General features: G+C 71.5%; 25 protein-coding genes and 1 pseudogene. 11 read left to right on the top strand and 15 right to left on the bottom strand.

All coding sequences use genetic code 11. The features are described from left to right. Window positions 1-83: 83 nt before the first annotated feature. Window positions 84-257, top strand: a complete 174-nt coding sequence (locus tag ACTFAP_RS06280) for a DUF6243 family protein (RefSeq protein WP_400009384.1) — start codon at window positions 84-86, stop codon at window positions 255-257. Window positions 258-337: 80 nt separating this feature from the next. On the opposite strand, the gene ACTFAP_RS06285 is transcribed toward ACTFAP_RS06280, so the two are convergent. After that, on the bottom strand, window positions 338-778 hold the full coding sequence (locus ACTFAP_RS06285; RefSeq protein WP_500468432.1) for an Lrp/AsnC family transcriptional regulator: 441 nt from the start codon (window positions 776-778) through the stop codon (window positions 338-340). Between the two features lie 80 nt (window positions 779-858). Between ACTFAP_RS06285 and ACTFAP_RS06290 the strand changes: the two genes are divergently transcribed. Further along, on the top strand, window positions 859-1,647 hold the full coding sequence (locus ACTFAP_RS06290) for an AzlC family ABC transporter permease (RefSeq protein WP_495683759.1): 789 nt from the start codon (window positions 859-861) through the stop codon (window positions 1,645-1,647). Next, a complete protein-coding gene (locus ACTFAP_RS06295; RefSeq protein WP_030726541.1) occupies window positions 1,640-1,966 on the top strand; it encodes an AzlD domain-containing protein in 327 nt (108 codons plus the stop codon). Before ACTFAP_RS06290 ends, ACTFAP_RS06295 begins: the two co-directional genes overlap by 8 nt. Here the strand turns inward: ACTFAP_RS06295 and ACTFAP_RS06300 are convergent. Then, window positions 1,953-3,038, bottom strand: a complete 1,086-nt coding sequence (locus ACTFAP_RS06300) for a small ribosomal subunit Rsm22 family protein (RefSeq protein ID WP_500468433.1) — start codon at window positions 3,036-3,038, stop codon at window positions 1,953-1,955. The two genes, ACTFAP_RS06295 and ACTFAP_RS06300, sit on opposite strands and share 14 nt — an antisense overlap. Window positions 3,039-3,104: 66 nt before the next feature. Between ACTFAP_RS06300 and ACTFAP_RS06305 the strand changes: the two genes are divergently transcribed. Next, on the top strand, window positions 3,105-3,551 hold the full coding sequence (locus ACTFAP_RS06305; RefSeq protein ID WP_495683761.1) for a VOC family protein: 447 nt from the start codon (window positions 3,105-3,107) through the stop codon (window positions 3,549-3,551). Between the two features lie 145 nt (window positions 3,552-3,696). On the opposite strand, the gene ACTFAP_RS06310 is transcribed toward ACTFAP_RS06305, so the two are convergent. The 9 genes and pseudogenes from ACTFAP_RS06310 to ACTFAP_RS06350 all read right to left on the bottom strand — a co-directional run bounded on the left by ACTFAP_RS06310 (window position 3,697) and on the right by ACTFAP_RS06350 (window position 15,512). Beyond that, complete coding sequence (locus ACTFAP_RS06310) at window positions 3,697-4,443, bottom strand: methyltransferase domain-containing protein (protein WP_495683762.1); 747 nt, start codon at window positions 4,441-4,443, stop codon at window positions 3,697-3,699. 370 nt (window positions 4,444-4,813) lie between these two features. After that, window positions 4,814-6,151: a multidrug effflux MFS transporter gene (locus tag ACTFAP_RS06315; RefSeq protein WP_500468434.1), complete on the bottom strand. Its 1,338-nt coding sequence runs from the start codon at window positions 6,149-6,151 to the stop codon at window positions 4,814-4,816. A 79-nt stretch (window positions 6,152-6,230) separates the two neighbouring features. Continuing rightward, a pseudogene (locus ACTFAP_RS06320) lies at window positions 6,231-7,987 on the bottom strand (alkaline phosphatase D family protein). Between the two features lie 163 nt (window positions 7,988-8,150). After that, on the bottom strand, window positions 8,151-8,429 hold the full coding sequence (locus ACTFAP_RS06325) for a dsRBD fold-containing protein (RefSeq protein ID WP_030726522.1): 279 nt from the start codon (window positions 8,427-8,429) through the stop codon (window positions 8,151-8,153). 122 nt (window positions 8,430-8,551) lie between these two features. Further along, complete coding sequence (locus ACTFAP_RS06330; protein WP_495683764.1) at window positions 8,552-9,190, bottom strand: DsbA family protein; 639 nt, start codon at window positions 9,188-9,190, stop codon at window positions 8,552-8,554. Continuing rightward, window positions 9,187-9,369 carry a hypothetical protein gene (locus ACTFAP_RS06335; protein ID WP_500468435.1) on the bottom strand — a complete coding sequence of 61 codons (183 nt, stop codon included), beginning with the start codon at window positions 9,367-9,369 and terminating at the stop codon, window positions 9,187-9,189. The genes ACTFAP_RS06330 and ACTFAP_RS06335 overlap by 4 nt, the downstream gene beginning before the upstream one ends. 111 nt (window positions 9,370-9,480) lie before the next feature. Next, on the bottom strand, window positions 9,481-12,540 hold the full coding sequence (locus ACTFAP_RS06340; protein WP_500468436.1) for an AfsR/SARP family transcriptional regulator: 3,060 nt from the start codon (window positions 12,538-12,540) through the stop codon (window positions 9,481-9,483). A 154-nt stretch (window positions 12,541-12,694) separates the two neighbouring features. Then, window positions 12,695-13,747 (bottom strand): methyltransferase, encoded by a 1,053-nt coding sequence (locus tag ACTFAP_RS06345; protein ID WP_390116815.1) that lies wholly within the window; start codon window positions 13,745-13,747, stop codon window positions 12,695-12,697. A 289-nt stretch (window positions 13,748-14,036) separates the two neighbouring features. Further along, window positions 14,037-15,512 carry an FAD-dependent monooxygenase gene (locus ACTFAP_RS06350; RefSeq protein WP_500468437.1) on the bottom strand — a complete coding sequence of 492 codons (1,476 nt, stop codon included), beginning with the start codon at window positions 15,510-15,512 and terminating at the stop codon, window positions 14,037-14,039. Window positions 15,513-15,577: 65 nt separating this feature from the next. On the opposite strand from ACTFAP_RS06350, the gene ACTFAP_RS06355 reads away from it, so the two are divergent. Then, the gene (locus ACTFAP_RS06355; RefSeq protein WP_500468438.1) at window positions 15,578-16,243 is read left to right on the top strand and encodes a TetR/AcrR family transcriptional regulator C-terminal domain-containing protein; all 666 of its coding nucleotides are present in this window, start codon (window positions 15,578-15,580) and stop codon (window positions 16,241-16,243) included. 7 nt (window positions 16,244-16,250) lie between these two features. Here the strand turns inward: ACTFAP_RS06355 and ACTFAP_RS06360 are convergent, their stop codons facing one another. Beyond that, window positions 16,251-16,622 (bottom strand): MerR family transcriptional regulator, encoded by a 372-nt coding sequence (locus ACTFAP_RS06360; protein WP_495683770.1) that lies wholly within the window; start codon window positions 16,620-16,622, stop codon window positions 16,251-16,253. A gap of 197 nt (window positions 16,623-16,819) precedes the next feature. Between ACTFAP_RS06360 and ACTFAP_RS06365 the strand changes: the two genes are divergently transcribed. Continuing rightward, window positions 16,820-17,737 (top strand): NmrA family NAD(P)-binding protein, encoded by a 918-nt coding sequence (locus tag ACTFAP_RS06365; RefSeq protein WP_495683771.1) that lies wholly within the window; start codon window positions 16,820-16,822, stop codon window positions 17,735-17,737. A 247-nt stretch (window positions 17,738-17,984) separates the two neighbouring features. After that, the gene (locus ACTFAP_RS06370; RefSeq protein ID WP_495683772.1) at window positions 17,985-18,377 is read left to right on the top strand and encodes an ester cyclase; all 393 of its coding nucleotides are present in this window, start codon (window positions 17,985-17,987) and stop codon (window positions 18,375-18,377) included. A gap of 6 nt (window positions 18,378-18,383) precedes the next feature. Here the strand turns inward: ACTFAP_RS06370 and ACTFAP_RS06375 are convergent, their stop codons facing one another. Both ACTFAP_RS06375 and ACTFAP_RS06380 read right to left on the bottom strand, forming a co-directional pair. Beyond that, window positions 18,384-18,722, bottom strand: coding sequence for a GNAT family N-acetyltransferase (locus ACTFAP_RS06375; RefSeq protein ID WP_500468439.1), 339 nt, complete (start codon window positions 18,720-18,722; stop codon window positions 18,384-18,386). Between the two features lie 30 nt (window positions 18,723-18,752). After that, window positions 18,753-19,736 carry a pirin family protein gene (locus tag ACTFAP_RS06380; RefSeq protein WP_495683774.1) on the bottom strand — a complete coding sequence of 328 codons (984 nt, stop codon included), beginning with the start codon at window positions 19,734-19,736 and terminating at the stop codon, window positions 18,753-18,755. 122 nt (window positions 19,737-19,858) lie between these two features. Here ACTFAP_RS06380 and ACTFAP_RS06385 point away from each other — a divergent pair, with 122 nt between their 5' ends. Further along, on the top strand, window positions 19,859-20,347 hold the full coding sequence (locus ACTFAP_RS06385; RefSeq protein WP_500468440.1) for a carboxymuconolactone decarboxylase family protein: 489 nt from the start codon (window positions 19,859-19,861) through the stop codon (window positions 20,345-20,347). Window positions 20,348-20,368: 21 nt separating this feature from the next. Here the strand turns inward: ACTFAP_RS06385 and ACTFAP_RS06390 are convergent, their stop codons facing one another. Further along, the gene (locus ACTFAP_RS06390; RefSeq protein WP_495683776.1) at window positions 20,369-21,319 is read right to left on the bottom strand and encodes an NmrA family NAD(P)-binding protein; all 951 of its coding nucleotides are present in this window, start codon (window positions 21,317-21,319) and stop codon (window positions 20,369-20,371) included. Window positions 21,320-21,478: 159 nt separating this feature from the next. Here ACTFAP_RS06390 and ACTFAP_RS06395 point away from each other — a divergent pair, with 159 nt between their 5' ends. From ACTFAP_RS06395 to ACTFAP_RS06405, 3 genes are all read left to right on the top strand, one after another. Continuing rightward, entirely contained in the window at window positions 21,479-21,946 is a 468-nt protein-coding gene (locus tag ACTFAP_RS06395) for a MarR family winged helix-turn-helix transcriptional regulator (RefSeq protein ID WP_500468441.1), read from the top strand. Window positions 21,947-22,255: 309 nt separating this feature from the next. Then, complete coding sequence (locus ACTFAP_RS06400; protein WP_495683778.1) at window positions 22,256-23,335, top strand: Atu2307/SP_0267 family LLM class monooxygenase; 1,080 nt, start codon at window positions 22,256-22,258, stop codon at window positions 23,333-23,335. Continuing rightward, window positions 23,332-24,000, top strand: a complete 669-nt coding sequence (locus tag ACTFAP_RS06405) for an NAD(P)-binding domain-containing protein (protein ID WP_495683779.1) — start codon at window positions 23,332-23,334, stop codon at window positions 23,998-24,000. The genes ACTFAP_RS06400 and ACTFAP_RS06405 overlap by 4 nt, the downstream gene beginning before the upstream one ends. Window positions 24,001-24,129: the final 129 nt, after the last annotated feature.

Here is a 24,129-nt window from a genome sequence, read left to right on the forward strand (position 1 = left end):
CGTTTGACAAGACGATACGTCTCGTTCAGTCTTGGTGGCGACGGATCCACTCCGGAACGACGACGAACGAAGGAGGACCGGCCATGAGCAAGGGACGCAGTGGCGCCATGATGGGCGTCGGCGGGCCGCGCACCCACCTGTCACGCAAGCAGCTGCGCGGCGGCAGGGGCGCCGCCGGAGCGGGCGGCGCCGGCCAGGACGCGGCGGCGCAGAAGCGGGAGCTGCTGAGGAGGCTGCGCGAGCAGCGCGATGCGTAGCCCCGGAGAGAGCAGTCCCGGGGTAACACCTCAGAGGAAAACGGGCGGCGGCGCCGGGGCGCCGCCGCCCGTACGCGCGTCTACGGGGCGGGCTTGAGGGTCTTCATCGTGAAGTGCGAGGTGACGTTCCTGACCCCGGGGATCGTCATGACCCGCCCGCTCAGGAACGCCTCGTAGGCGACGAGATCGGCCACCGCCACCCGCGCGAAGTAATCCGGGCTGCCGAACAGCCGCCGCAGCTCGATGACCTCCTCGGCCTCGGCGAGGGTGCGCTCGAAGTGCTCCACGATCCCGGACGCCTGACTGTCCAGGGTCAGGTCGAGCAGCACTTCGAAGGACCGGCCCAGCGCCGCCGGGTCGACCACGGCCCGGTAACCCCGGATCACTCCGTCCGCCTCCAGACGCTGCACCCGCCGCAGGCACGGGCCGGTGGTCAGGCCGATCCGCTGGGCCAGCTGGACGTTGGTCAGCCGCCCGTCCCGTTCCAGCTCGGCAATGATTGCGCGATCCGTGGCATCCATGGCCCATACATTGCACGACGTAGCGTCCTTTGGGCAATGTTCGCCACCATATGGCGCGGATTCTGCGCGACCATGGAGACGTGCGAGAGAACACCCCGGGCCCGGCCACGGCGCCCGGCCCCACCGCCCCCATCGCTCCTCCTCCCCCGGCACCGGCACCGGCCCCCTCCGCTCCCCCGCCCGGCCTGCGCCGGGAACGGATCGCCGCCGGCGTACGCGACTCCTTCTCCGCCGGGCTCGGGATCTTCCCGCTGGGCATCGCGCTCGGCCTGCTCGTCGTCCAGGCCGGGCTGCCCTGGTGGCTGACGCCCGCCCTGTCCGTGGCAGCCTTCGCGGGCTCCCTGGAACTGCTGCTGGTCGGCATGGTCGCGACCGTCACCCCGCTGGCCGCCGTGGCACTGACCACGCTGGTGGTCAACTTCCGGCACGTCTTCTACGCCTTCTCGTTCCCCCTGCACCTCGTGCGGAACCGGTACGCCAGGGCCTACGCCGTCTACGCGATGATCGACGAGGCGTACGCCGTCACCGCCACCCAGACCACGGCGGAACGTTCGGCGCCCCGGCTGCTGGCGATGCAACTCGCCTGCCAGCTCTACTGGGTCGGCGGCGGCCTGCTCGGCGTCGCCCTCGGCGCGGCCCTGCCCGCCCCCGTCGAGGGCCTGGAGTTCGCGCTGTGCGCGCTGTTCACCGTGCTCACCCTCGACGCCTTCCGCTCCCGCCGGGAGATCCCCTCGGTGCTGCTCGCCGCGGGAGGGGTGACGGTGGCGCTGCTGCTGACCCCGGACGTCGCCCTGTTCACGGCGCTGCTGCTGTTCGTCGGGCTGCTGCTCGCCCGCCACGCCCTGGCCGGGAGGCGCGCCGATGCCTAGTACGCCCTATCTGCTCGCCGTGCTCGCGATCGTCTTCGGCATCACGCTGGCGCTGCGCGCCGTACCGTTCGCGGTGCTGCGCACCCTGCGCGGTTCGGCCGTCGTCCAGCGGCTCGCGCTGTGGATGCCGGTGGGCATCCTGGGAATCCTCGCCGTCACCTCGCTGCGCTCCACCCTGACCGCCGCCCCCGGCACCCTGCCGTACGCGCTGCTCGCCGTCGCGGTCACGGCGGCCGTTCATCTGGCGTTCGGGCGCCGCACCATCCTGAGCGTGGGCATAGGCACCGCCGTCTTCGTGGTGCTGGTCAACGCGGTGTGACGTCCGCGCCCTCCGGCGGCCACGCCGCGCCCCAGGGGGTGTCGCGGGCGGTGCGGTAGGTGTCGCCGTGCCGCTTGGTGACGGTGGTGCGGGTGAGGGCACCGTCCGGGGTGCACAGGTCCAGGAGCACCTGGCCCTTGCGCAGTTGCGGCTTGCGCACGACCCGGGCGACGGGGTGCGGCGCGTTGTCCCGCGCGGGGGCGGGGGCTGCGGTGGCCGCGACGTAGGCGAACTTCTCGTCCTCGTACGGCAGTACGCCGCCCTTCACCTGCCGGTGCAGGGCCGAGCGCGCGACCCGGGCGGCGAAGTGGCACCAGTCGGCACCGGGTTCGATCGGGCAGCGGTCGCTGTGCGGGCAGGGAGCCAGGACGCGCAGCCCGGCGGCGGTCAGCCGGTCGCGGGCGCTCCTGATCCGCAGATAGCCCTCCGGGGTGCCCGGCTCGATCAGCACCACCGTGGAACCGGCCCGTCCCGCCGCGTCGGTCAGGCTGTCGCGGTCGGCCTCGGTCAGCTCGCCGAGCACGTACGAGACGGTGATCAGGTCCGCCGCGGGCAGCTCGGGCTCGGCGCCGATCCGCTGCTGCCGCCACCGCGCGGAGCGGACGGCGGGCTGGGCGGCGCCTGCGGCCAGTTCACGGCCCAGGTCCAGGGCGGGCCCTGCCCAGTCGATGACCTCGGCACCGCGCGAGCCCGGCCACACCTCGGCGGCGGCCCACAGCGCGGCCCCCGTCCCGCCACCCACGTCCACATGGCTGCCGGGCGCCCAGCCGGCGGGCATCCGCGCCGCGCACGCCTCCAGCGCCGCGGTGACCGCCTCGAAGGTGGCGGGCATCCGGTAGGCGGCGTAGGCGATGGCGTCGGCCCGGTCGCGCAGCACCGGCGCGTGGGTCTGGGTACGGCCCCGGTAACTGGTGATCAGCCGCTCCACCGCGGCGGCCGTCCGCTTGGGCGGCAGGCCGTCGAGCAGCCGGTCCAGCGCGCCGCGCAGCTCATCGGCCGCTGCGGGCGCGGGGGCGGCGAGAGGCGCGGGGGACGCGGCGGGGCCGGCGGCGGGGGGCGTGCTGCTGTTCACCGGCCCATCGTAGGCGTCCGCCGGGCCGGATGGCCGGGGCGTCCCGGCGGCGGGCATCATCACCGGATGGCACATCTGGGACTCACGGCGCTGCTGGTACACGACTACGACGAGGCCATCGCGTTCTACCGGGACGCGCTCGGCTTCGCGCTGGTGGAGGACACCGCGCTGGCCGACGGCAAACGGTGGGTGGTGGTGGCCCCGCCGGGGGCGCGGGAGGCGGGGCTCCTGCTGGCCCGGGCCGTGGGCGCCGGGCAGCAGGCCCGGGTGGGGGACCAGACGGGCGGGCGCGTCGGCTGGTTCCTCAACACCGACGACTTCGCCCGCGACCACGCGCGGATGCGGGAGGCCGGGGTGGTCTTCGAGGAGCCGCCGCGCCACGAGCCGTACGGGACGGTCGCCGTCTTCCGCGACCTGTACGGGAACCGCTGGGATCTGATCCAGCTGGACGGTCCCCGGGAAGGGGTACGGGGTGAGGCGGGCGGCGCCGGTGACGCGGAGGGCGCGGGCTGAGACCCGGGCCGCTCCCGTCCGTCCCCGTGTCCGTCCGGGCGACCGGGTTACGGCCGCGCGGACGGAACGGGTGCCCGGAGGGACGCCCGCGCGGGCCGGGGCGGCAACCGCCCCGGCCCGCGCGGACCACACCCTCAGCAGGCCCTCAACGGGCCATCAGGGCGAAGACACCCCAGCCGAGGTACTCCCGCTGGTACCGCGTGTAGCGGACGGGTTCGGTGGTGAGTTCGGCCCGTACCTCGGCGGCCAGCTCGTCGTCGGGGTGCGCGTCGAGCCAGCGGCGGAGGTTGAGCCACTGTGCCGCCTGGTAGCGGTCCCAGCTGTCCTGGTCGGCCAGCACCATTTCCACGACGTCGTACCCGAGCGTGCCGAAGTGGCCGATCAGGTCCGGCAGGGCCAGGAAGTCGTCCGGGCCGCCCGCGAGGCAGGCTTCGGCCGTCTCCTGGTCCGGCACGTCCCGGCGCCAGTACGGCTCGCCGATGAGCATCAGCCCGCCGGGCCGCAGGCTGCGGGCCAGCAGTTCGACGGTGCCGGCGACGCCGTTCCCGATCCAGGTGGCCCCGACGCACGCGGCGAGATCGACCGGCTCGTCCGAGACATGGCCGGTGGCGTCACCGTGGACGAAGGTGACCCGGTCGGCCACCCCGAGCTCGGCGGCACGGGCGCGGGCCTGGCCGGTGAACACCGTGCTGATGTCCACGCCGGTTCCGGTCACGCCGTGGTCCCGGGCCCAGGTGCAGAGCATCTCGCCCGATCCACTGGCGAGGTCGAGCACGCGGGTGCCGGGCGCCAGGCGCAGCGCCTCGCCGAGGACGGCGAGCTTGCCGGGGGTGAACGGGTTGTGGAGCCGGTGGCTACTTTCGCGAACGGTGAAGATGCGGGGAAGATCCACGAGAGGTGTCCCTTGGGTTCGATGAGGTCATGGTCCTGGGGAAGGACGGCCGGCCGGAGTCGGCCGCCGCTGCTCGGACCGTCATCGAAATACACCTCTTCGCGAACGCGTGGATCGTGGACCCGGCCACGGTAGACCTTCCGGGCCTGCGCCTCCACTGATTTCTCCGCGCCGTTCTCCCGTCTGCGCCGTCCAGGGCACGGCGGCGGGTGTGGAGCCGCCCGCGGTACACAGCTGGACGGTGGAGCCGATGCGATGCACCGCGACCACCGGCGCGCCGGTCAGGGCCGCGCGGAGCCGGGCCGCGAGTACCGCGTACCCGGCGGCCCACTGCGGGCGGTGGTCGACGACGGCCACCGCCCGGGTGGTCTCATCGGGGAACGGCGCGGTTCCGCTTGGGCAGGCACAGGAAGACGAAGCAGAGCGCGGCCAGCACCACCGAGGTGAGCTGGACGACGGCCATGGGGACGGCCGTGTCCTCGCCGGCGACGCCCACCAGCGGAGAGGCGATGGCGCCGATGAAGAACTGCGAGGCGCCGAGCAGGGCCGAGGCGGAGCCGGCGGCGTGCGGGGCGCGCATCAGGCCCTCGGAGTTGGCGTTCGGCAGGACCAGGGCCATCAGGCCCATCAGGAAGAACAGGCCGATGGAGACCGCGACCAGGCCGGCTTCCCCGAAGACGCCGCCGGTCAGCAGGAGCAGCACGACGGAGACCAGGATCAGCAGGGTGAGGCCGATGCCGATGATGCGGTTGAAGGAGACCCGGCCCACCAGGATCTTGCCGTTGATCTGGCTGACCGCCACCAGGGCGATGGAGTTGACCATGAACAGCAGGCTGAAGGTCTGCGGCGAGGCGCCGTAGATCTCCTGGACGACGAACGGCGAGGCCGCCACGTACGCGAACAGGGCGGCGAAGGTGAGGGAGCCGACCAGCAGATAGCCGGTGAAGACCCGATCCTTGAACAGTCCGCCCATGGCCCGCAGCGCGGCGCCCACGCCGCCGCCGTCGCGCTTGTCCGCGGGCAGCGTCTCGGGCAGCCAGCGGGCGACGATCAGGGTGAGGACGAGGCCGGCGACGGCCAGGGTGAGGAAGACGCCGCGCCAGTCGGTCAGCCGCAGCAGCTGGCCGCCGAAGACGGGGGCCAGGATGGGGGCGGCGCCCGAGATCAGCATGAGGGTGGAGAAGAAGCGGGCCATGGCGAGGCCGTCGAACATGTCGCGGACGACGGCGCGGGCGATGACGATGCCGGCCGCCCCGGCCACGCCCTGGATCGCCCGGCAGGCGGTGAGGATCTCCACCGTGGGGGCGACGGCGCAGGCCAGCGAGGCGGCGACGTAGCAGACCATGCCGACGAGCAGCGGGCGGCGGCGGCCCAGCTGGTCGCTCATGGGGCCGACGATCAGCTGGCCGAGGCCGAGGCCCAGGAGGCAGGCGGTGAGGGTGAGCTGGACGGTGGCGGCGCCGGTGTTCAGGTCCTCGGTGACGTCGGGGAGCGCCGGGAGGTACATGTCGATGGAGAGCGCGGGCAGCGCGGAGAGGCTGCCGAGGATGAGCGTGATCAGCAGTCCGGCCCGCTGCCGCTTGCTGAGTTCTGGTGCTGCGGAGGGAGCGGGCCGGATGTCGGGGCTGTGGGTCTGAAGGGGGGTGGCAGTGGGGACGGGGACGGAAGCGGGGGCGGCCGTGTTCGGCTGGCTGCCGGGCTGATTCATGCACCTCTCCGGTACTCGCTGAGACCGCCCAATCGTCCCATGATCCGGCCACCGTTCTATATGGTTTTCGTTCGTAAGATCACGCTGGGAAGAGCCCGGGATCCCCCGCGCGCGACACGAACGAGCCCGCCGTGCTCACCTCACCGCCCGGAACCGTGACCCCCGAGACCACCCGGTAATCGGCCCGCACCTGCCGCTCGTCCAGGCTGACCAGCACATCACCGCGCCGGCCGTCGTAGAAGCGCAGATGCGGATTGACCGTCATCATCGCCTCCCAGTTGGCCGGCCGCTGTGCCCCGTTCCCGCCGCTGGAGATCGAGGTGGTGACCAGTTCCACACCGAGCGTCCGGGACGCCGGGTCGTCGAAGTCCTCCTTGATGTCGAATCCGTGATGGACATGTACGTCCCCGGTGAACACCACCAGGTTGCGCACCCCGCTCTCGCGGACCGTGCGCAGCAGCCGCTCCCGTGCCCACGGATAGCCGTCCCAGGCGTCCATCGCCAGCGGCCACGGCTCGGCCAGCTGGTTGCGGCGGCGCGAGACGACGATCTGCTGCGGCACGAGGTTCCACACCGCGCGCGAGGAGCGCCAGCCGTCCGCGAGCCAGCGTTCCTGCGCCGCCCCCAGCAGCTGCCGTCCGGCGCCCGCGAGGCGTCGGTGGGCAGCTTCCAGCCGTCGCCGTTCGCCTGGTCCGCCCGGTACTGCCGGGTGTCCAGCACATCGAGCTGGGCCAGCCGTCCGTAGTGCAGCCGGCGGTAGAGCCGCAGGTCGGGGCCGTCGGGGAGCTGGGGACGGCGCAGCGGCATGTTCTCGTAGTACGCGCGGTAGGCCGCCGCCCGGCGCACCAGGAACTCCGCCTCGGGGTCGTCGTCCTGGGAGACGGCGGAGGCGTAGTTGTTGTCCACCTCGTGGTCGTCCCACGTCACGATCCACGGGTGCGCGGCGTGCGCGGCCTGGAGGTCGGGGTCGGCGTGGTAGAGCGAGTACCGCAGCCGGTAGTCGTCCAGGGTGACGGTCTCGCGGTTGTAGTGCGCGGGCAGCCGCTGCTCACCGGTGTACGCGCGGGCGCCGGCGGCGGCGTTGATCGCGTACTCGTACAGGTAGTCGCCGAGGTGGATGACGGCGTCGATGTTCTCCTCGGCCGCCAGGTGCCGGTACGCGGTGTAGTACCCCTGGTCGTACCGCTGGCAGGAGACGAGCGCGAACCGCAGTCCGGCGCCGACCCCCGCGTGGCGGGCGGGGGCGATGGGGGCACCCCTGGCCGAAGGCGGGGGGAGGGTGCGGCCGGTGGTGGAGGTCCACGGCCCGGCCCGGAAGCGGTAGTAGTAGTCGGTGCCGGGAGCCAGCCCGCCGGGCTCCACATGGACGGAGTGGTGGAACTCGGGGTGCGCCAGGACCGTGCCGCCGTCCACCGGCCGCCCGAACGCGCGGTCGCGGGCGATCTCCCAGTCCACGGCGAGGGGTTCGGGCGGCAGGCCGGAGTCGGCGGCGTGCGGGTCGGTGGCCAGCCGGGTCCACAGCACGACGGAGTCGGGCTGCGGATCGCCGGAGGCGACGCCGAGGCTGGGGGCACCTCCCGGCCGAAGGCTGGGGGAGGGTCGCCGTCCAGGCCGGCCGGGTCGGCGGGGGCGGCGGCGTGGGCGGTGCCGGCCCCCGGCAGGCCCGCGGAGAACGCGAGCGCGGCGGCGGCGCCGGTCACGGTGACGAATCTCCGCCGCCCCAGGGACCGGACGGCGGCACGCAGGTGTGCGGAGAAGTCTTCGGAGATCTGCGTCATGGGGATGAGTGCACCGGGAGCACTCATCCTGGGGCTGGCAGGTATGCGTCAACGACATGGCGGCTCAGTGACGCTTCGGCCGCGATCGGACACACCGTGTCACAGAGGTCGCTCATGCCGCACATCATGCGTGCGGCGGCACGGCGCGCACGGTCTCCCGCGCGCCACCGCGCCCGGCGCACGGTGCGCCCGGGCAGCGCACCGGCGCTCCGTGCGAGGCGTCAGCGCTCGCGCAACTCCGTCACTTCCTGGTGGGTGTGCGCCTCGATGTCCCGGGCGCCCTGGTACAGCAGTTGGTACGACAGGTCGGACAGCGCCCGCGCCGCCGCCAGCTCGTGACCGATCGCCGCGTCGTACTCGTCCCCCGGCTTGGCCTGCGCCGATCCCTCCCCCACCAGGCCGCGCGAGGTCTTGCCCTGCAACCGGGCCTCGGCCCGGCAGGACCGGCCCTCATCCTCGATGTCGATCTTGGTCTTCCATGTCTGGTGCGACGACGACATGACAGCACCTCCAAGGGAACACTGGGACAGGAGTCGGGAGCACCACTCCACTCCTTCTCCCCCCATGCTCCCTCCGATGGCCCAACCTCGCAGCCCGGGAAGACCGGAGACGTTTCCGCAGCTCAGGCGGGGTTCGTATGGGCGGTACGGAGGGCGTGCAGGAAGGTGTCGAGGGGCTGGGCCCCCGAAACGCCGTACTTCCCCTCCAGGACGAAGAACGGCACCCCGCTCACCCCGATCCGCCGCGCCTCGGCGATGTCGGCCGCCACCTCGTCCGCGTACGCGCCGCCGGTCAGCGCCGCCCGGGTCTCCGCCTCGTCCAGGCCCAGCTCCACCCCGAGCCGTACCAGCGTGTCCAGATCGTCCACCGTCGCTCCCTCGCACAGGTGGGCGGCGAGCAGCCGCTCGTGCGCGGCGTCGCCCAGGCCCTGCCGGTCGGCGAGGTGCAGCAGCCGGTGCGCGTCCAGGGTGTTGACGGAGATCGCGCGCTCCAGGTCGTACGTGAGGCCCTCGGCGGCGGCGAGGTCCGTCACCCGCTGCTGCATCTCGCGGATCTGCTCGGGGCCGGCGCCCATCTTCCGCTCCAGCATCGTGGTCGTGGGCTCGCGCAGCCCCGCCGGGTGCGAGGGGTCGAGCTGGAAGCTGTGCCAGCGCAGCTCGACCTCGTCCGCGTGCTCGAACCGCGCCAGCGCGCTCTCCAGCCGCCGCTTGCCGATGTAGCACCAGGGGCAGACCACGTCCGACCAGACATCGATCCTCACAGCGCGCACACCCCGTCCACGCACAGCGGGCCGGAGTCCGCGCCCGAGCCCTCGCCGTCGCCCCGGCCGTCGTCCTGGCCGATGACGATCAGCGCGGGCGGCCGGAGCCCGTCGTCGGTGTCGGTCCGCGGCGGGGCCGGCGGCTCCGCGGCCGGGGCGGCGGGCGGTATGGGCGACATGATCACTCCGGGGGGCGAGGGGCGGGCCCGGGCGGGACCGCCATGGTTACTTCTGGTGCGGTACCCCACCGTACGCAACCGCCCCGGCCACCGTAAGAACGTACCTCCAGGTCAGTCACCCACCCGCGGGTGAGCCCGCAGGCCGTGCGGCGCACTCGTCTCCCGGTCCACGAGCCGCTCGATCACCCCGCCCAGGCCCTGCGCCCGCGCCGCGAGCGCGAACAGCCGCCGCAGCAGCGCCTCCGTCAGCTCCGGCACCTCGGACAGCTCGCCGACAAACCCCCGCAGCTCGTCGATCAGCGCCCCGAGACCGGCCGGCACGTCCGCCGGGGGGCAACCCGCCCGGTGCAGCTCCAGATAGTCCGCCAGCCGTTGCCCGGCCCGCACCGCCGTGACCCGCGCCGTACCCGCCTCCCCCGCCCGCTGCTCGTCCGCCGCCAGATACAGCAGCGAGTGGATCAGGGCGGTCATGGCGTGCGAGTTCCGCTTGTCCACCGCGCCCAGCGACGCGTGCAGTTCGGCGGCCCGCCGCCAGTACCCGATCGCCTCCCGGTGCCGGCCCAGATGGTGGTGCGCGTACCCGATCAGGTCCATCGTGCGCGCCATGTCGCTCAGCTCGCCGGCCTCCTCCAGCATGCTCAGCGCCCGCTCCGCCGAGACCAGCGCCTCCCCGTAACGCCGCATCCGGCCCTGCGCCTTGGCGATCACGCTCAGCGCCGCGCCCTCCCCGACCGTCCACCCCAGCTCGCCGAAGATCTTCAGCGAGGTGCGCGCCTCGGCCAGCATCTTCTCGAACGCGCCCGCCGAGGCGTGCACCCCGGCCAGCTGCCGGTGGGTGTACGCGGCGACCAGCCGGTCGCCCTCCCCCTCGATCAGCTCCAGCGCCCGGTGCAGATGCCGCTCCGCCTCGCCCCACTGGCCCGCGTTGTACTCGGCGCGGCTCAGCCCGCGGTGTCCCATGGCCATGCCGAGCCGGCTGCCCTCCCGGCCCGCCGCGCGCAGCGCCAGGGTGCTGGTGGTGCGCAGTTCGTCCCAGTGCCCGTTGACGTCGAGGTAGTGCCGCACCATCCACGCCAGTTGCCACACCGTACGGTCGTGGCCGCCGCGGTACGCGGTGTCGATCAGGTGCAGGATCGCCCCGTGCTCGGTCTCGAACCAGGACCGCGCCTCGGCGTACGTGCTCAGCGAGCAGCGCCCCAGCGGGCGGATCGGCGGCATGTCGTGGTGCCGGGACAGGATCCGGGCCGCCTCGTGGGCGGTGTGCAGATAGTGGCTCAGCACCCGCCGCAGCCCGGCGTCGCGCTCCTCGGGCGTGGTGGTCTCCGCGAGCACCTCCACCGCGTACGCGCGCACCAGGTCGTGCCAGCCGTACTGGCCGGGGCTGCGTTCCTCCAGCAGCCGCATGGCGGTGAGTTCGTCCAGCAGCTCCTGGACCCGGCCCAGCGGCTGGGCCAGCAGATCGGCGATGAACGGGGCCGTGGCGGAGCGGCCCGGATGCAGCGGCAGCAGCCGGAACAGGCCGGCCGCCGCCGGGCTCAGCGCCCGGTAGGAGGAGGACAGCACCGAGCGGACGCCGGGCGAACTGTCCTGGCCGGTGAGGAAGGAGATGCGGGCGCGCGCGTCGCACAGTTCCCCGGCGATGGCGGCGAGCGAGAACGAGGGGTTGGCGATCGCCTTGGCGCACACCACGGCGAGGGCCAGCGGCAGCCCGCCGCAGCAGTCCACGATGTCCCGGGCCGCCCGTTCCTGCCCGCGCATCCGCTCGGGCCCGAGCTTGCCGCGCATCAGCTCCAGCGCCTCCTGCCGTGCGAAGGGCCGCAGTTCGCTCACCCGGGCGCCGCGTGCCGTGATCAGTCCGGCCAGCGGGGAGCGGCTGGTCACCAGCACCAGCGGGCCCGGCGCCGACTCGGGGATCAGCGGCAGCACATGGGCGGCGTCGCGCGCGTTGTCCAGGAACAGCAGCAGGCGGCGGCCCGCCAACTGGCGGCGCAGGAAGGCGGTACGGGCCTCCGCGTCGCGCGGTATCCGCTGCCGGGGCACGTCCAGGGCCTCGATCAGCCGGTCCACGGCGTGCGCGGTGGGCATCATCGGACGGTCCGCGTCGAAGCCGTGCAGATTCAGGTAGAGCTGCCCGTCCGGGTGTTCGCGGCGCAGCCGGTGCGCGAGGAGGGTGGCGAACTCGGTCTTGCCGACGCCCGCCATGCCGCTCACCACGATCACCCGGGTGCCGCGTGCGATGTCCCGCAGCGCCGCCGCCAGATCCGGTCCGCGTCCGATGAATAACGGTGCGGGGGACGGCAGTTGTGCCGGTCCGGCGGGCTGCGGCGGCACGGCCTCACCGCCCGCCGCCCCGCCCGTGCCGCTGTCCGCGCCCGGCCGGGCACCCGCGAGCGTGTGGTCCCCGCCCCCGTGCGGCGGGCCGAGCTCCGGGTCGCCGCGCAGGATGCGCTCGTACAGGGTGGTGAGCGAGGCGGCGGGGTCGACGCCCAGTTCGTGGCGGACGACGGTGCGTACCCGTCCGTACGCCGAGATCGCCTCGGCCTGCCGGCCCGCCCGGTACAGGGCCAGCATGAGCAGTTCGTGGAACCGCTCGTGCAGCGGGTCCTCGACGACGGCCACCGACATCAGCTGGATGACCTCGTCCTCCCGCCCCAGCGTGAGCGCGGCGGAACCGTACAGATCGAGCGCGCTGGTGCGGGTCTGCCGCAGCCCGACCCGTTCGCGCTCGGCCGCCTCGCCGTGGATCTCGCGCAGGGGTTCGCCGCGCCACAGATCCAGGGCCTGACGGCTGAGGCGGGCGGTGCCGCGGTGGTCGCCCGCGCCGTGCGCCGAGCGCGCGGAGCCGACCAGGTGCCGGAAGCGGTGTGCGTCGATGGCGGTCGGTTCGACCATGAGCGCGTACCCGTGGGTGCCGGACTCGATGTGCGCGCCCTGTGGTTCCAGGGCGCGGCGCAGCCGGTGGATGTACGTGCGCACCGTGCCGCGTGCTCCCCGGGGCGGGGCGCCGTCCCACAGCGCGCTGGCGAACTGTCCGGCCGGTACGGTGCCACCGGCGTGCAGCAGCAACACGCTGAGGGTGGAGCGCTGTTGTGGTGATCCCAGCGGGATTTCGGCGCCGTCGTGCCAGGCGCGTACCGGTCCGAGGAGGGAGAAGCGGAGCCCCGTTGTCATAGATCTCGTCCTTGGCGCAGGTTCCAGCCGATTGGACGAATGTATGACGTGATGAAGATCGAGGCGACGGTTTACCGTGCAACTGTATGAACGGGGCCGGTGGTACGGGCCGGGCCGCCCCCGTGGTGCGGCCCGGCCCCGGAGCACCGGAAGATCAGTCCAGGCGCTCCAGCTCGATGAGCGCGAACATCGAACGGGTGGGACGCAGCCCCGTCCGCTTCCACCCCGCCTCGGCGAACAGCGCGTCGTACGCCTCCAGGGAACGCTCCTGACCCGCCGACACCGACAGCATGTTCATGTCCAGCAGCGCGACCGGGTCGGGCGAACCCGTCTCCCCCAGCAGCGCCTCGATCACCAGGATCCGCCCGCCCGGCCGGGCCGCCTCGCGGCAGTTGCGCAGAATCCGCACGCACTGCTCGTCCGACCAGTCGTGCAGCACCCACTTGAGCAGGTAGTAGTCGGCCTGCGGCACGCTCTCGAAGAAGTCCCCCGCGACTGCCTCGAAACGCTCCGCCACCCCGGCCGCCTTGGCCGCCGCCTCGGCAGCCGGCAGCGCGTGCGGCAGATCGAACACCACACCCGCCAGGTGCGCGTGCTCCGCCATCAGCCCCAGAACCAGCGCCCCGTCCGCGCCGCCGATGTCCGCGATACGGGTCGCCCCGTCCAGATCGAGCAGCGCGACCGTGTCCTGCACGACCTGCTCGGTGGCGTTGTTCATCGCCCGCGAGAACAGCTCGGCGTCCTCCGGATGCTGGGCCAGATACGTGAACAGATCGGAACCCAGCGCCCGTTCCCACTGCGGACGCCCCTCGCGCACCGCCTCGGGGAACGGCTGCCACACCTGCCAGTGCGCCGGCGCCCCCGACAGCAGCGCCGCGTCCCGCAGCGACCCGGGCACCCCGTCGCGCAGCAGCGCCCCGACGGGCGTGAGGTCGAACCGCCCGCCGCCCTCGTGCGCGAGCAGCCCGATCGAGGCACAGGCGCGCAACAGCCGGTGGGTGGCGCCGGGATGACTCGCCTCGCGCTCGGCGATCTCCTCGGCCGTACGGGCCCCGTCCGCGATGTGGTCGGCCACCCGCAGGACGGCGGCGGCCCGGACCACCTGGGTGATCCAGTGCGCCGTCGTCATCTGGTACAGGGCCTGGGCGTGCTGTGCCGCCTCCACTTCCGCTGGCGAGAGTTCTGGTGCGGTGCCGGTCAGGGGCATGAACATCCTTGTCGGGGGATTCACGGGCGAAGGACACCCCGAGAACCGCACGCGGCCACGGACGACTCCGCCCGGCGGGGGCCGGATGTCTCCCCGTAGCCACCCGGACCCCACCGGCACGGCCGCTCCGTTCCTCGGGATGGAGCATGTGTAAAGCCCGCCTGTCGACAAAGCGTTGACGCCGTGACGAAACCACGGAAGGAGCGGGCGGGAGCCGCCGGGCCGCCTCCGGGTCACCGGCCCCGGCGGCGGCGTCGCGGGAGCCTCACCCGTCGGTCCGTGGGACGGGTCACCTCCGGTGGGTGGTGGCGAGGACGGACGTGAGGTCGTCGACGAGAACGGTGTCGCCGCTGTCGTCGCTCGCCCAGGCGACGTGGCCGTCGGGGCGGATGAGGGCGGCGCGTACGCCGGACCAGTCGGCCGGGAGCAGGTGGGGGGCGCCGGTGTGCACGCGCAGGCCGGGCCGGGCGAGGTGGTGGAGGGGCCGGTCCGGGCTGCCGGTGAGGTCGAGCAGCAGGTAGCTGTCGGCGCGCAGCAAGGAGAACAGGCCGTTGTCGTCAACGGCGAGGTCACCGGCCCGGGTGCCGGTCAGTCGGTGGGCGTCGGGCGCGGCCGGCGGGTAGGTGACGGCGAGAGAACTGACCTGTGCTGCGAGTCGGTCGTTGAGCTCCGGCAGGGCGGTGATCAGTTGGCTGAGCAGGCCGCGCAGGGCGAGTCCTGCCGGAGTGAAGGCGGTCATGAGGGCGACCTGGGCACGGCTGGTTTCGGTGAGGTCGACACCCACCGGGTGGCGTTCGGCGTGGTAGGTGTCCAGGAGGGCGTCGGGAGCCCAGCCGTTGAGGGTGGCGGCGAGCTTCCAGGCGAGGTTGGCGGCGTCCTGGATGCCGATGTTCATGCCGACTCCGCCGGCGGGGAAGTGCTGGTGGGCCGCGTCCCCGGCGAGGAAGACGTGGCCGTGCCGGTACTGGGCGGCCAGCCGGGTGGCGTTGCCGAAGCGGGAGAGCCAGACGGGATCGCGCATGCCGAAGTCGGTTCCGGCCACGGTGATCACGTTCTCGCGCAGCTCGTCCAGGGTGAGGTCGCCGGGCCAGGTGGTGGTGATGTCACGGGGGGCGATGCCGACGAGCCGGTGGAGTCCGCCGGGCATCGGGGCGGCCATCAGGGCGCCGGTCGGGCCGAAGTAGCCGCGGCCCGGGGCCGGGGGCTCATCGAGGACGACATCACCGAGCCAGCCGAGCACGGTGGACGGAGTGCCGGGGAAGTCGATGCCGGCCGCTTCGCGCACAGTGCTGCGTGAGCCGTCGCAGCCCACCAGGTAGGCGGCCTCGATACGGGACGGGCCGTCGGGGGTGCGGAGGTGCACGCGGACCCGGTCGGGCCCCTCGCTCAGGCCGGTGACCTCGTGACCGCGCAGGATGGTCGCCCCCAGTTCGAGAGCCTGCCGCTCCAGCAGGGCTTCGGTGCGTTCCTGCGGCAGGGCGAGCGTGTAGGGGAAAGGGCTGGACAGGCGGCGGAAGTCCAGCCGGGAATCCAGTATGCCGAAGTGCCCGCCGGGCAGCGGTACTCCTTCGTCGATGAACGGGTGGTGCACGCCGCGGGAGGCGAACGTCTCAATGGTGCGGGGGTGCACGGTCAGGGCGCGGGAGCGGGTGTCGCGCTCGGTGCGCGCTTCGATGACCGCGACGGTGATTCCACAGCGGCGCAGTTCGGTGGCCAGCCACAGGCCCACAGGGCCGCCTCCAGCGACCGCGACCTGGTAGTCCATGGTTCTTCTCCCTCGCACATCGCCTTGGTCAGTGACCAATAATGATTCCGAAGTAAACTAGGTCAGTGACCAATAAGCAAGGCGGGCAAGACACCTCGGGCCACCTCACGCGCACGGCCGTGGTCGACGCGGCGCTGCACGTGCTGGAAGACCGGGGGCTGGATGGCCTGTCAACCCGGGCGGTGGCCGACAGCCTGGGCGTGCGCATGAACACCGTCCTGTGGCACGTGAAGACCAAGGCGCGCATGCTGGAGCTCATGGCCGACGCGGTCGTGGGCGAGATCGGCTACGCGGGCCTGCCGTCCGAGCCACGGGCACGGGCGCGGGAACTGGCCCGCCGGTACCGGCGCGCGTTGCTCGCACACCGCGACGGTGCCGCCCTGGTGACGGGGACCTACCCGGCCGAGCCGCACACCCTGCGCTTCGCGGACCGCCTCATCGACGCCCTGCTGGAAGCGGGAGCGGACGAGGAGCAGGCGGCCTGGACGGCGTGGACGGTCATCTACTTCCTCCTGGGGCTGGTCCAGGAGGAACAGGCCGCGCCCGACAGGTTCGACGACCGGCTGGCCGGGGCCGTGGACCCCGGCACGCACCCAGCACTGCACCGGGCCCTCGCGCACATGCGACAGGGCTCCTTCGAGGACCGCTTCACCTTCGGGCTGGAGGCGATCCTTGCCCGCCGGCCCGCAGAGAACCGGGAAACGACGCCCGCCGCCCCTGCCTCAGGGTGAACTTCCCCTACCCGTCGTGATGGCGCGCCTCGATGATGCAGTCGTGCAGCCGCTCGCGCATGTCCCGCAGATCCGTCAGCTGTTGGTCGAGGCGGTCGCGTTCCGCCGCGAGCAGTTCCAGCAGTTCCGGTGACGCCCCACCGGAGTCGGCGAACGGCAGCACCTTGCGCATGGTTCTGCTGCTCAGGCCCATGGAGTAGAGCCGCTGGATCAGCCTGACCCGTTCGACGGCATCGTCCGGATACCGGCGCTGGCCACCCGGATTGCGGGAGGACCGGAGCAAGTCCTGCTGCTCGTAGTAGCGCAGCGCTCTGACGCTGACGCCCGCTTGTGCGGCGACCTCGCCGATCCGCATCGTGACCTCTTGACTCGTCTTCACGTCCCGCTTGCACCTGACGTCAGCGTCAGGTTTTAGCGTAGCGGACACCGGTACGAACCATCCCGTCCGCGTTCCGCAGCACGCCTGTGACCAGCACGTCTCCGACGTGACGTCGCACGGCCCCAGGAAGGATCAGCTATGTCCATCAGGAACACCGTGATGCTCGCCGAGAGCGCGGCGTGGCCGGTGTGGTCGGCGTGACCGGCATCGACAAGACCGTGGTCGTCCTGGGCGCCACGGGACAGCAGGGAGGATCGGTCGCCGCGGCGCTGCGAGCCGACGGCTGGCGGGTGCGCGCGGTCGTGCGGGACCCGTTCAGCGGCCGGGCCCGGTCCCTGTCCGCCGCCGGCGTGGAAACCGTGCGCGGTGATCTCGGTGACGCGGAGTCGCTCCGCGCGGCCTTCTCCGGCGCCCACGGCGTCTTCAGTGTCCAGCCGAACTCCGGCCAGGCGGGCGCCGACGTGACCAACGAGGACGAGGTCCGTTTCGGCGCGGCCGTGGCCGAGATCGCCGAGCACCGCGGCGTCGCCCACCTCGTCTACAGTTCGGCGGTCACCGCCGGTTCGACAACGGGCGTCGCCCATCTCGACACCAAGAGCCGTATCGAGGACCATGTCCGGAACCTGGACATCGCCGCCACCATCATTCGGCCGGCCACGTTCATGGAGCTCCTCGTGACCCCCGGCACGGGCCTCGAGCGGGGACAGCTGTCCTTCCTCATGCGCCCCGACCAGGCCATGCAGTTCATCGCGGTACGCGATATCGGCCGCATCGTCGCCGCGGTTTTCGGCACACCCGATCGCTACGCCGGCCGCACCATGGAGATCGCCGGTGACGCTCTCACCGGCCATGCCCTGACCGAGCATCTCACCCGGGCCGCCGGCCGGACGATCCGCTACAGCCGCCTGCCGACGAGGCTGTCGGCACAGGACGACGTCCTCGGCGCGTTGCAAGCCCTGGTGGACGACGGCCGGCTGGCGGGAAACGCGAACCTCGACGCGTTGCGCACGGAGTTTCCCTTCCTGTTGCGCTTCGACCGCTGGCTGGCGGGCCCCGGTGCGGGCCTCCTCGCTCAGGCGCTTCGCGCCTCGGACACGGGCATCGCCCAGCGCTGACGAGGCTCTTCCGGGTGAGCCCGACCGTAGTGGGCTGATGGTGGCCGTCCGCCCGGTTGGCCGCGACGGCCTCGGCACGGCCGTACGGATCGTGACGGACACCGGCCGACGACATCTCCTGGACGATGCGTAAAGAAAGTCGGACGGTGCGTCATGGAGAGCGTCGCCGATCTCGCGCAGGATCGATGTCGCGGGTGATCCGTGAGCACACGAGCACAGTCCGGACCCCCGGGCGAGAAAGGCAGTCATGTCCGACGTCGACCTGCGCGAGTTCTACGACCGTTACTGCGAGGCGCTCAACGCGCACGAGTTCGACCGCATGGACGAGTTCGTCAACGTGTCCATCCTCTCGCACGGCGAGCCGGCCACTCGCGCGGATGTCGTCGCGGCGCTCAAGAGCATCACGGACGCGGTTCCCGACATGCGCTGGGAAATCAAGGAAGTGGCGATCCACGGGGAAACCCTGGCCTGCCACTCCGTCAACCACGGTACTCCCACCAAGGAATGGCTCGGGGTGGCCCCAACCGGCGCGCCGATCGAGATCGACGAGTTCACTCTGTACCGGATCCGTGACGGGAAGTTCGTGCAGATGTCCAACGTCCACGACGTCGAGGCCCTGAAGAAGCAGCTCGCGGGCTGACCCGGTTCAGCCGAGCTGCGCCTTCAGCCATCGCAGGACCTCAGGTGTGACGGGGTCGGTGATGTCCGCGAACTCGTCGTGCCGCTTGAGGAACTTGGCGACGTAGGGGCAGACCGGGACGATCCGCATCCCGGACGCGCGCACGTCGGCGAGTGCCTGCCGCACCAGCTGCAGACCCAGCCCTTGGCCGGCGAACGCCTCGTCGATCTCCGTGTGGTAGAAGACACGCTGCGCGTCCAGGTCACGGTAGGCGGTGAAGCCGGCGCGTCGGCCGTCGACCAGGATCTCGTACCGGCCGTCGGCGTCCACACGCTCGACGACCCTGGCGGTGGAGGACTCGCTCATGGTGTGCCTTTCGTCAGGGAGGTCAGCGGGTCAGCGGGTCGGCGGGTTCCGGCGCGGTGTGAGGACGGCGTTCGGCAGGGCCGGTGCGGAAAGGCGCCCGCCGGGAAGCTCCTCGCCGAAGCGGTCGGAGGATGCCTCCCAGTCCTCGCGGGCTTTCGCGATGTCCTCGTGGCTGCGGCCGATGAAGTTCCACCACATGACGATCTCCTCCCCGAAGGGAGGTCCGCCGAGGAGGATCGTCCGTGTCGGCGCGTCGCTCTCGTTCACCATCGTCAGGGTGTCCGCGCCGCGAGGGACGTATCCGAGTTCGGCGGGCCGCAGCACCGTGTCCAGCAGGCGGATGTCCCCGTTGTCCACGAGAAGGCCGTGCTCGAAAGCCGCGTCAACGGCGAGCGTGAGCGTCGCGTGCGGTGCGATGACGATTTCGGCCCCGAGCAGCGGTGTGAAGGTCCGGACCGGGGAGGTGCTTCCGGCGAGCGAGCCCAGGAACACCCTGATCCCGGCCCCGTCGACCCGGGCGAGTTCCGGCACGTAGTGCTGGAAGTCCCGGTCGGCGTCGCGGTGTTCCCCGGGCAGCGCGACCCACAGCTGAACGCCGTGGACCACGGTGGTGTTCGGGGTGGAAACCTCCGAGTGGGCGATGCCGTGACCGCCGGTCATGAGGTTCATCTGGCCGGGCCGGATCAGGGCATGGGTGCCGAGGGTGTCACGATGTTCGATCTCGCCGCTGAACAGCCAGCTCACCGTCTGCAGTCCGGTGTGCGGATGCTGGGGGACGTTCATACCACCCGACGCGGCGACCCGATGCGGGCCGAAGTGATCGGCGAAGCACCAGGCACCGATGAGTGTGCGCTGCCGCTGCGGCAGTGTCCGCCGCACGCGCATCGCACGTGGACCGCCGAGGGGGACCTCTCGTGCCGACAGGACATCGACCCTGGAAGCTCCGGTCGACCGGTCATCTTCAACGAGCGCACCGCAGAGCAGCGCCGCCGCATCGGCTTCCGTGTTGCTCACCGAGAGCACCCCCTGTCCGATCTGGTTGCTACATCAACTATAGTGCCATGAAGGCAGGCCACTGGCCACAGCACCCGCCCGGACACGGGCCACTCCCAGCGCGACCCGAAGGAGCCCCCGACGTGAGCGACCACACCCACAGCTCCCCACCCCGCAGGGTCTTCATCGACAAGCAGAGCCCCAAGGCCTTCCAGTCCCTGGCGCAGGTCGCCGAGGCGGTCCGCACCACGGCCTCCGAGGCCGGACTCGACCGCACCACCGTGGAACTGATCAACATCCGGGTGTCCCAACTCAACGGCTGCGCCTACTGCCTCGACATCCACACCAGAGCGGCTCTGCGCGCCGGTGAGTCACCGCAGCGACTCGGAACCCTGAGCGCATGGCGGGACACGGCCCTGTTCACTCCCCCGGAGCGCGCCGCCCTGGCGCTGGCCGAGAGTACGACCGATCCGGCCAACGCCACGGCCCAGGCCGCCGCTTACGAGGCCGCCCGGCAGGTCCTCTCCGACGACCAGATCTCCGCCGCGATCTGGGTGGCGATCACCATCAACGCGTTCAATCGCGTGTCGATCATGAGCAAGCACCCGGTATCGCCGCGTCCCGCCAAGTAGCGGGCCGGCCGACGGCAGCGGTCAGTCCACCTGGATGCCGGCGGCGTTCTCGGTGAGCCAGTCGTCGAAGCTCTTGAGCGCCGGGTTGATCTCCCGCAGCAGGTTCAGATCGCGGGCGCCGGTGAACTCCTGGTCGAAGTCACCGTAGTACTGGAACATGTTGGCGATCTCCTCGCCCGCCGGGATGTCCAGGGAGCGGAAGACCTCGTAGGGCACCGACTGGAAGCGCACCGGCTCACCGATCGCGGCGCCCAGCTTCCGCGCATACTGGGCGCCGGTCAGGTGGTCGCCGGCGAGACCGACGGTCCGGCCGATGAACCGCTCGCCGCCCTTGAGGAGGGCCAGCGCCGTGCGGCCGATGTCGTTCACGTCCACGCCGGCCAGCAGCTTGCCGTCCTCGAACGGCAGGGTCAGCGTCAGTACGCCGTCCTCGGCACGCTTCGGACCCATCGACGACAGGAAGCCCTGGAAGTAGAAGGCGGTGTTCAGGAAGGTGGTCGGCACCCCGGCCTCCCGGAACAGCTCGTTTCCCTCGCCCTTGACGTCGAAGTGCGGCACGTTGTAGCGCTCCTGCAGGACGGGCATCCGCTCGTCCCGCAACGGCAGCAGTTCACGGGTGTCCTCCAGCGTCGACCACACCACGTGCCGCAGCCCGGCGCTCTTCGCGGCCCGCACCAGAACCTCGATTTCCTCCCTCTCCTTGGCCGCCGAACCGTGCGCCCAGAAGTTGGTGACGAGGAAGGCGCCGTAGGCACCGTCGAGCGCTTCGCGCACCGTCGGCTCGTCGTGGAAGTCCGCCCGCACGACCTCGGCGCCGAGCTGCGCGAGCTCCTTGGCCGCCGGTGAGTCGGGATTCCGGGTCAACGCACGCACGGTGAACCCCGAGTCCGGATCGGCGAGGATCGCCCGTGCGGTACCGCCTCCCTGGGCGCCCGTGGCTCCGGCGACGGCAACAACTTTCTTCGCACCCATGCTCTTACCCCTACCCGACGAGATGTAGTTGACGAATCAACTGAAGCGCATTCTGGTTGATTAATCAACTTGTGGCGCAGGATTCAGCCTGATCGCCGAGGGCCGCGTCGCCGCCCTCGCTAGTAGATGAGCTGTCAACGATTTCGCTAGACTGCCCCCATGGACGCACCGCCACGCTGGCTCGACCCGGAGCAGCAGGCCGCCTGGGACAGCTTCATCCACATGCAGGAGAAGCTCATCGGACGGCTGTCCCGGTATGTCCAGGCCGACTCCGGCATGTCAGCATCCGACTACATCGTGCTCGTCAGCCTCACCGAACGGGGCGACGGACGGATGCGTTTCTCGGAGCTGGTCAAACGCGTGGAGTGGGAGAAGAGCCGAGCGTCCCACCAGGTCACGCGGATGGCGAAACGCGGACTCGTGGCCAAGGAAGAATGCCCCGACGACGGACGCGGAGCATTCGTCGTCGCCACCCCGGCCGGCTACAAGGCGATCGAAGAGGCCGCACCCCAGCACGTCGAACACGTCCGCCGCCTGTTCATCGACGCCCTGACACCCAGCGAGCTCAGCGCGCTCGCCCAGATCTCCCAGCGCGTCCTTGACCACATGGAGAAGCAGCCGGACTGACCCGGCGAGGGGATGCGGCGGCCCCGTCAACGGGCGCCGCCGAGCACCGGCGCACCACCGTGCGGTCGCACCTGCCGCACTCCGCTGTAGTTGACACGTAAACCACATGGTGCCATGGTTTATGTGTCAACTAACTCGGCCGAGGTGGTGTGCGTGGCCAGGCGGGGCGCGGAGCAGGGGATCCGCCCGGCGAGGGCGACACACGTGACCTGACGGGCAGCGGACCCGCGCCGATCGCCCGGGACGTACGTCCGTCGGGTCGTCACGCACCAGGCACACCACACCCCGACACAACGAAAGCGTTGAACAGTGAACACGACGGATGCTTCGCACATCGAGTTCGGTATCGACAGCTTCGGAGACCGGCCCCGGGACGACCAGGGCGTGATCCTCTCGCATGCGCAGGCGATCCGCGCGGCGGTGGCCGAAGCGGTCCTCGCCGACCAGGTCGGTATCGACGTTGTCGCGCTGGGCGAGCACCACCGGCCCGAGTACGCGATCTCCAGTCCTGAGACCGTACTGGCCGGCATCGCGACGAGCACGCGACGCATCCGGCTCGCCTCGGGCGTGACGGTGTTGTCCTCGGACGACCCGGTGCGGGTGTTCCAGCGGTTCGCCACGGTCGACGCGCTCTCCAGCGGCCGCGCCGAGGTGATCCTCGGACGCGGCTCCTTCACCGAGTCGTTCCCCCTGTTCGGGTACGACCTCAAGGACTACGACGTGCTGTTCGAGGAGAAGATCGAGCTTTTCCACCGGCTCCTCGACGAGAAGCCGGTCACCTGGGAAGGCACCACGCGCGCCGCCCTGCACCACGCGGACGTGTACCCGAAGACCGATGCGGGGCGTCTCCAGACCTGGGTCGGGGTGGGCGGGACACCGCAGTCCGTGCTCCGCACCGCCCAGTACGGCTTCCGGCTCATGCTCGCCATCATCGGCGGCGCCCCGGACCGGTTCGCTCCCTACGTGGACCTGTACCAGCGTGCCAGCGAGGAGTTCGGCACGACCGCACAGCCGGTCGGGATGCATTCGCCCGGCTTCGTCGCCTCCACCGACCACGAGGCCAAGGAGCTCTTTTACCCCGGGTACAAGGAAATCCGCGACCGGATCGGGGCGGATCGCGGCTGGCCGCCGCTCCGCCGGAAGGAGTTCGACGCCGAGGTGGAACGCGGGTCCCTGTACGTCGGCTCGGTGGAGACGGTCGCCACCAAGATCGCTCGTGCCGTCCGGGTCCTGAACGCGGGCCGGTTCGACCTGATCTACTCCGCCGCCGGCACCGTTTCCGCCTCCGCACGTCTGCGCTCGGTCGAGCTGTACGGCACCCAGGTCATCCCCCGGGTCCGTGAACTGCTGGCCGAGCAGCCCGCGGCTACGGCGGGAGCGACACGATGACCCACCCCGTCACCACTGTCGGGATCCTGGGAGCCGGGAAAGTCGGCACCGTCCTGGCGCGCTTGGCTGTCGCCGCCGGCTGTCGCGTCCTGATCTCGGGGTCCGGTGACCCCTCCAGGATCGCGCTCACCATCAAGATCCTCACCCCCGGGGCGACCGCCGTGTGGCCGGCCCAGGCCGCGGAGGCGGCGGACGTGGTGGTCCTGGCTCTCCCCCTCGGCAAACATCGCGCCCTCCCCCGCGCGGAGTTGGAGGACAAGCTGGTCATCGACGCGATGAACCACTGGTGGGAGGTCGATGGTCCCCGTGACGCGATCCTCCCGCCCGACACCTCTTCGAGCGAAGTCGTTCAGGGGTTCCTGACGGGCGCACATGTCGTGAAAGCCTTCAACCACATGGGCTACCACGACCTTGAGGACCAGGCTCGTCCCGCCGGCGCCCCCGGACGCAAGGCCATCGCGCTCGCCGGTGACTCGCCCGAGGATCTCACTGTGGTGTCCCTGCTGATCGACACGCTCGGATTCGACCCCGTCACCATCGGCGACCTCGCGGCGGGCGTCCGGCTCGAGCCGGGAAACCCCGCCTTCGGAGCCAATGTCGACGCCGACCGGCTTCGCGTGCTCACCGACACCCCTGCTCCGGAAAAACTCATGGAACCCTCGTAACGGAAACACCGATCCCGTCGGATTCCAGGAGTGGTCACGCGCGCCGCGCCCGGCGAGCCGCGAGGTCATCTCCCCGGCCATATCGATAATTTGGCGCCGTTCGGCGCTGTCAGGTGGAGCCCGGTACCA

This window comes from Streptomyces sp. PH9007 (assembly GCF_059813725.1).

Excerpts from the sequence above, each read along its gene's own strand:
- ACTFAP_RS06280 (WP_400009384.1), top strand. The coding sequence starts at position 84 with ATGAGCAAGGGACGCAGTGGCGCCATGATGGGCGTCGGCGGGCCGCGC.
- ACTFAP_RS06285 (WP_500468432.1), bottom strand. The coding sequence starts at position 778 with ATGGATGCCACGGATCGCGCAATCATTGCCGAGCTGGAACGGGACGGG.
- ACTFAP_RS06295 (WP_030726541.1), top strand. The coding sequence starts at position 1,640 with ATGCCTAGTACGCCCTATCTGCTCGCCGTGCTCGCGATCGTCTTCGGC.
- ACTFAP_RS06305 (WP_495683761.1), top strand. The coding sequence starts at position 3,105 with ATGGCACATCTGGGACTCACGGCGCTGCTGGTACACGACTACGACGAG.
- ACTFAP_RS06315 (WP_500468434.1), bottom strand. The coding sequence starts at position 6,151 with ATGAATCAGCCCGGCAGCCAGCCGAACACGGCCGCCCCCGCTTCCGTC.
- ACTFAP_RS06325 (WP_030726522.1), bottom strand. The coding sequence starts at position 8,429 with ATGTCGTCGTCGCACCAGACATGGAAGACCAAGATCGACATCGAGGAT.
- ACTFAP_RS06335 (WP_500468435.1), bottom strand. The coding sequence starts at position 9,369 with ATGTCGCCCATACCGCCCGCCGCCCCGGCCGCGGAGCCGCCGGCCCCG.
- ACTFAP_RS06340 (WP_500468436.1), bottom strand. The coding sequence starts at position 12,540 with ATGACAACGGGGCTCCGCTTCTCCCTCCTCGGACCGGTACGCGCCTGG.
- ACTFAP_RS06345 (WP_390116815.1), bottom strand. The coding sequence starts at position 13,747 with ATGCCCCTGACCGGCACCGCACCAGAACTCTCGCCAGCGGAAGTGGAG.
- ACTFAP_RS06350 (WP_500468437.1), bottom strand. The coding sequence starts at position 15,512 with ATGGACTACCAGGTCGCGGTCGCTGGAGGCGGCCCTGTGGGCCTGTGG.
- ACTFAP_RS06370 (WP_495683772.1), top strand. The coding sequence starts at position 17,985 with ATGTCCGACGTCGACCTGCGCGAGTTCTACGACCGTTACTGCGAGGCG.
- ACTFAP_RS06375 (WP_500468439.1), bottom strand. The coding sequence starts at position 18,722 with ATGAGCGAGTCCTCCACCGCCAGGGTCGTCGAGCGTGTGGACGCCGAC.
- ACTFAP_RS06390 (WP_495683776.1), bottom strand. The coding sequence starts at position 21,319 with ATGGGTGCGAAGAAAGTTGTTGCCGTCGCCGGAGCCACGGGCGCCCAG.
- ACTFAP_RS06395 (WP_500468441.1), top strand. The coding sequence starts at position 21,479 with ATGGACGCACCGCCACGCTGGCTCGACCCGGAGCAGCAGGCCGCCTGG.
- ACTFAP_RS06405 (WP_495683779.1), top strand. The coding sequence starts at position 23,332 with ATGACCCACCCCGTCACCACTGTCGGGATCCTGGGAGCCGGGAAAGTC.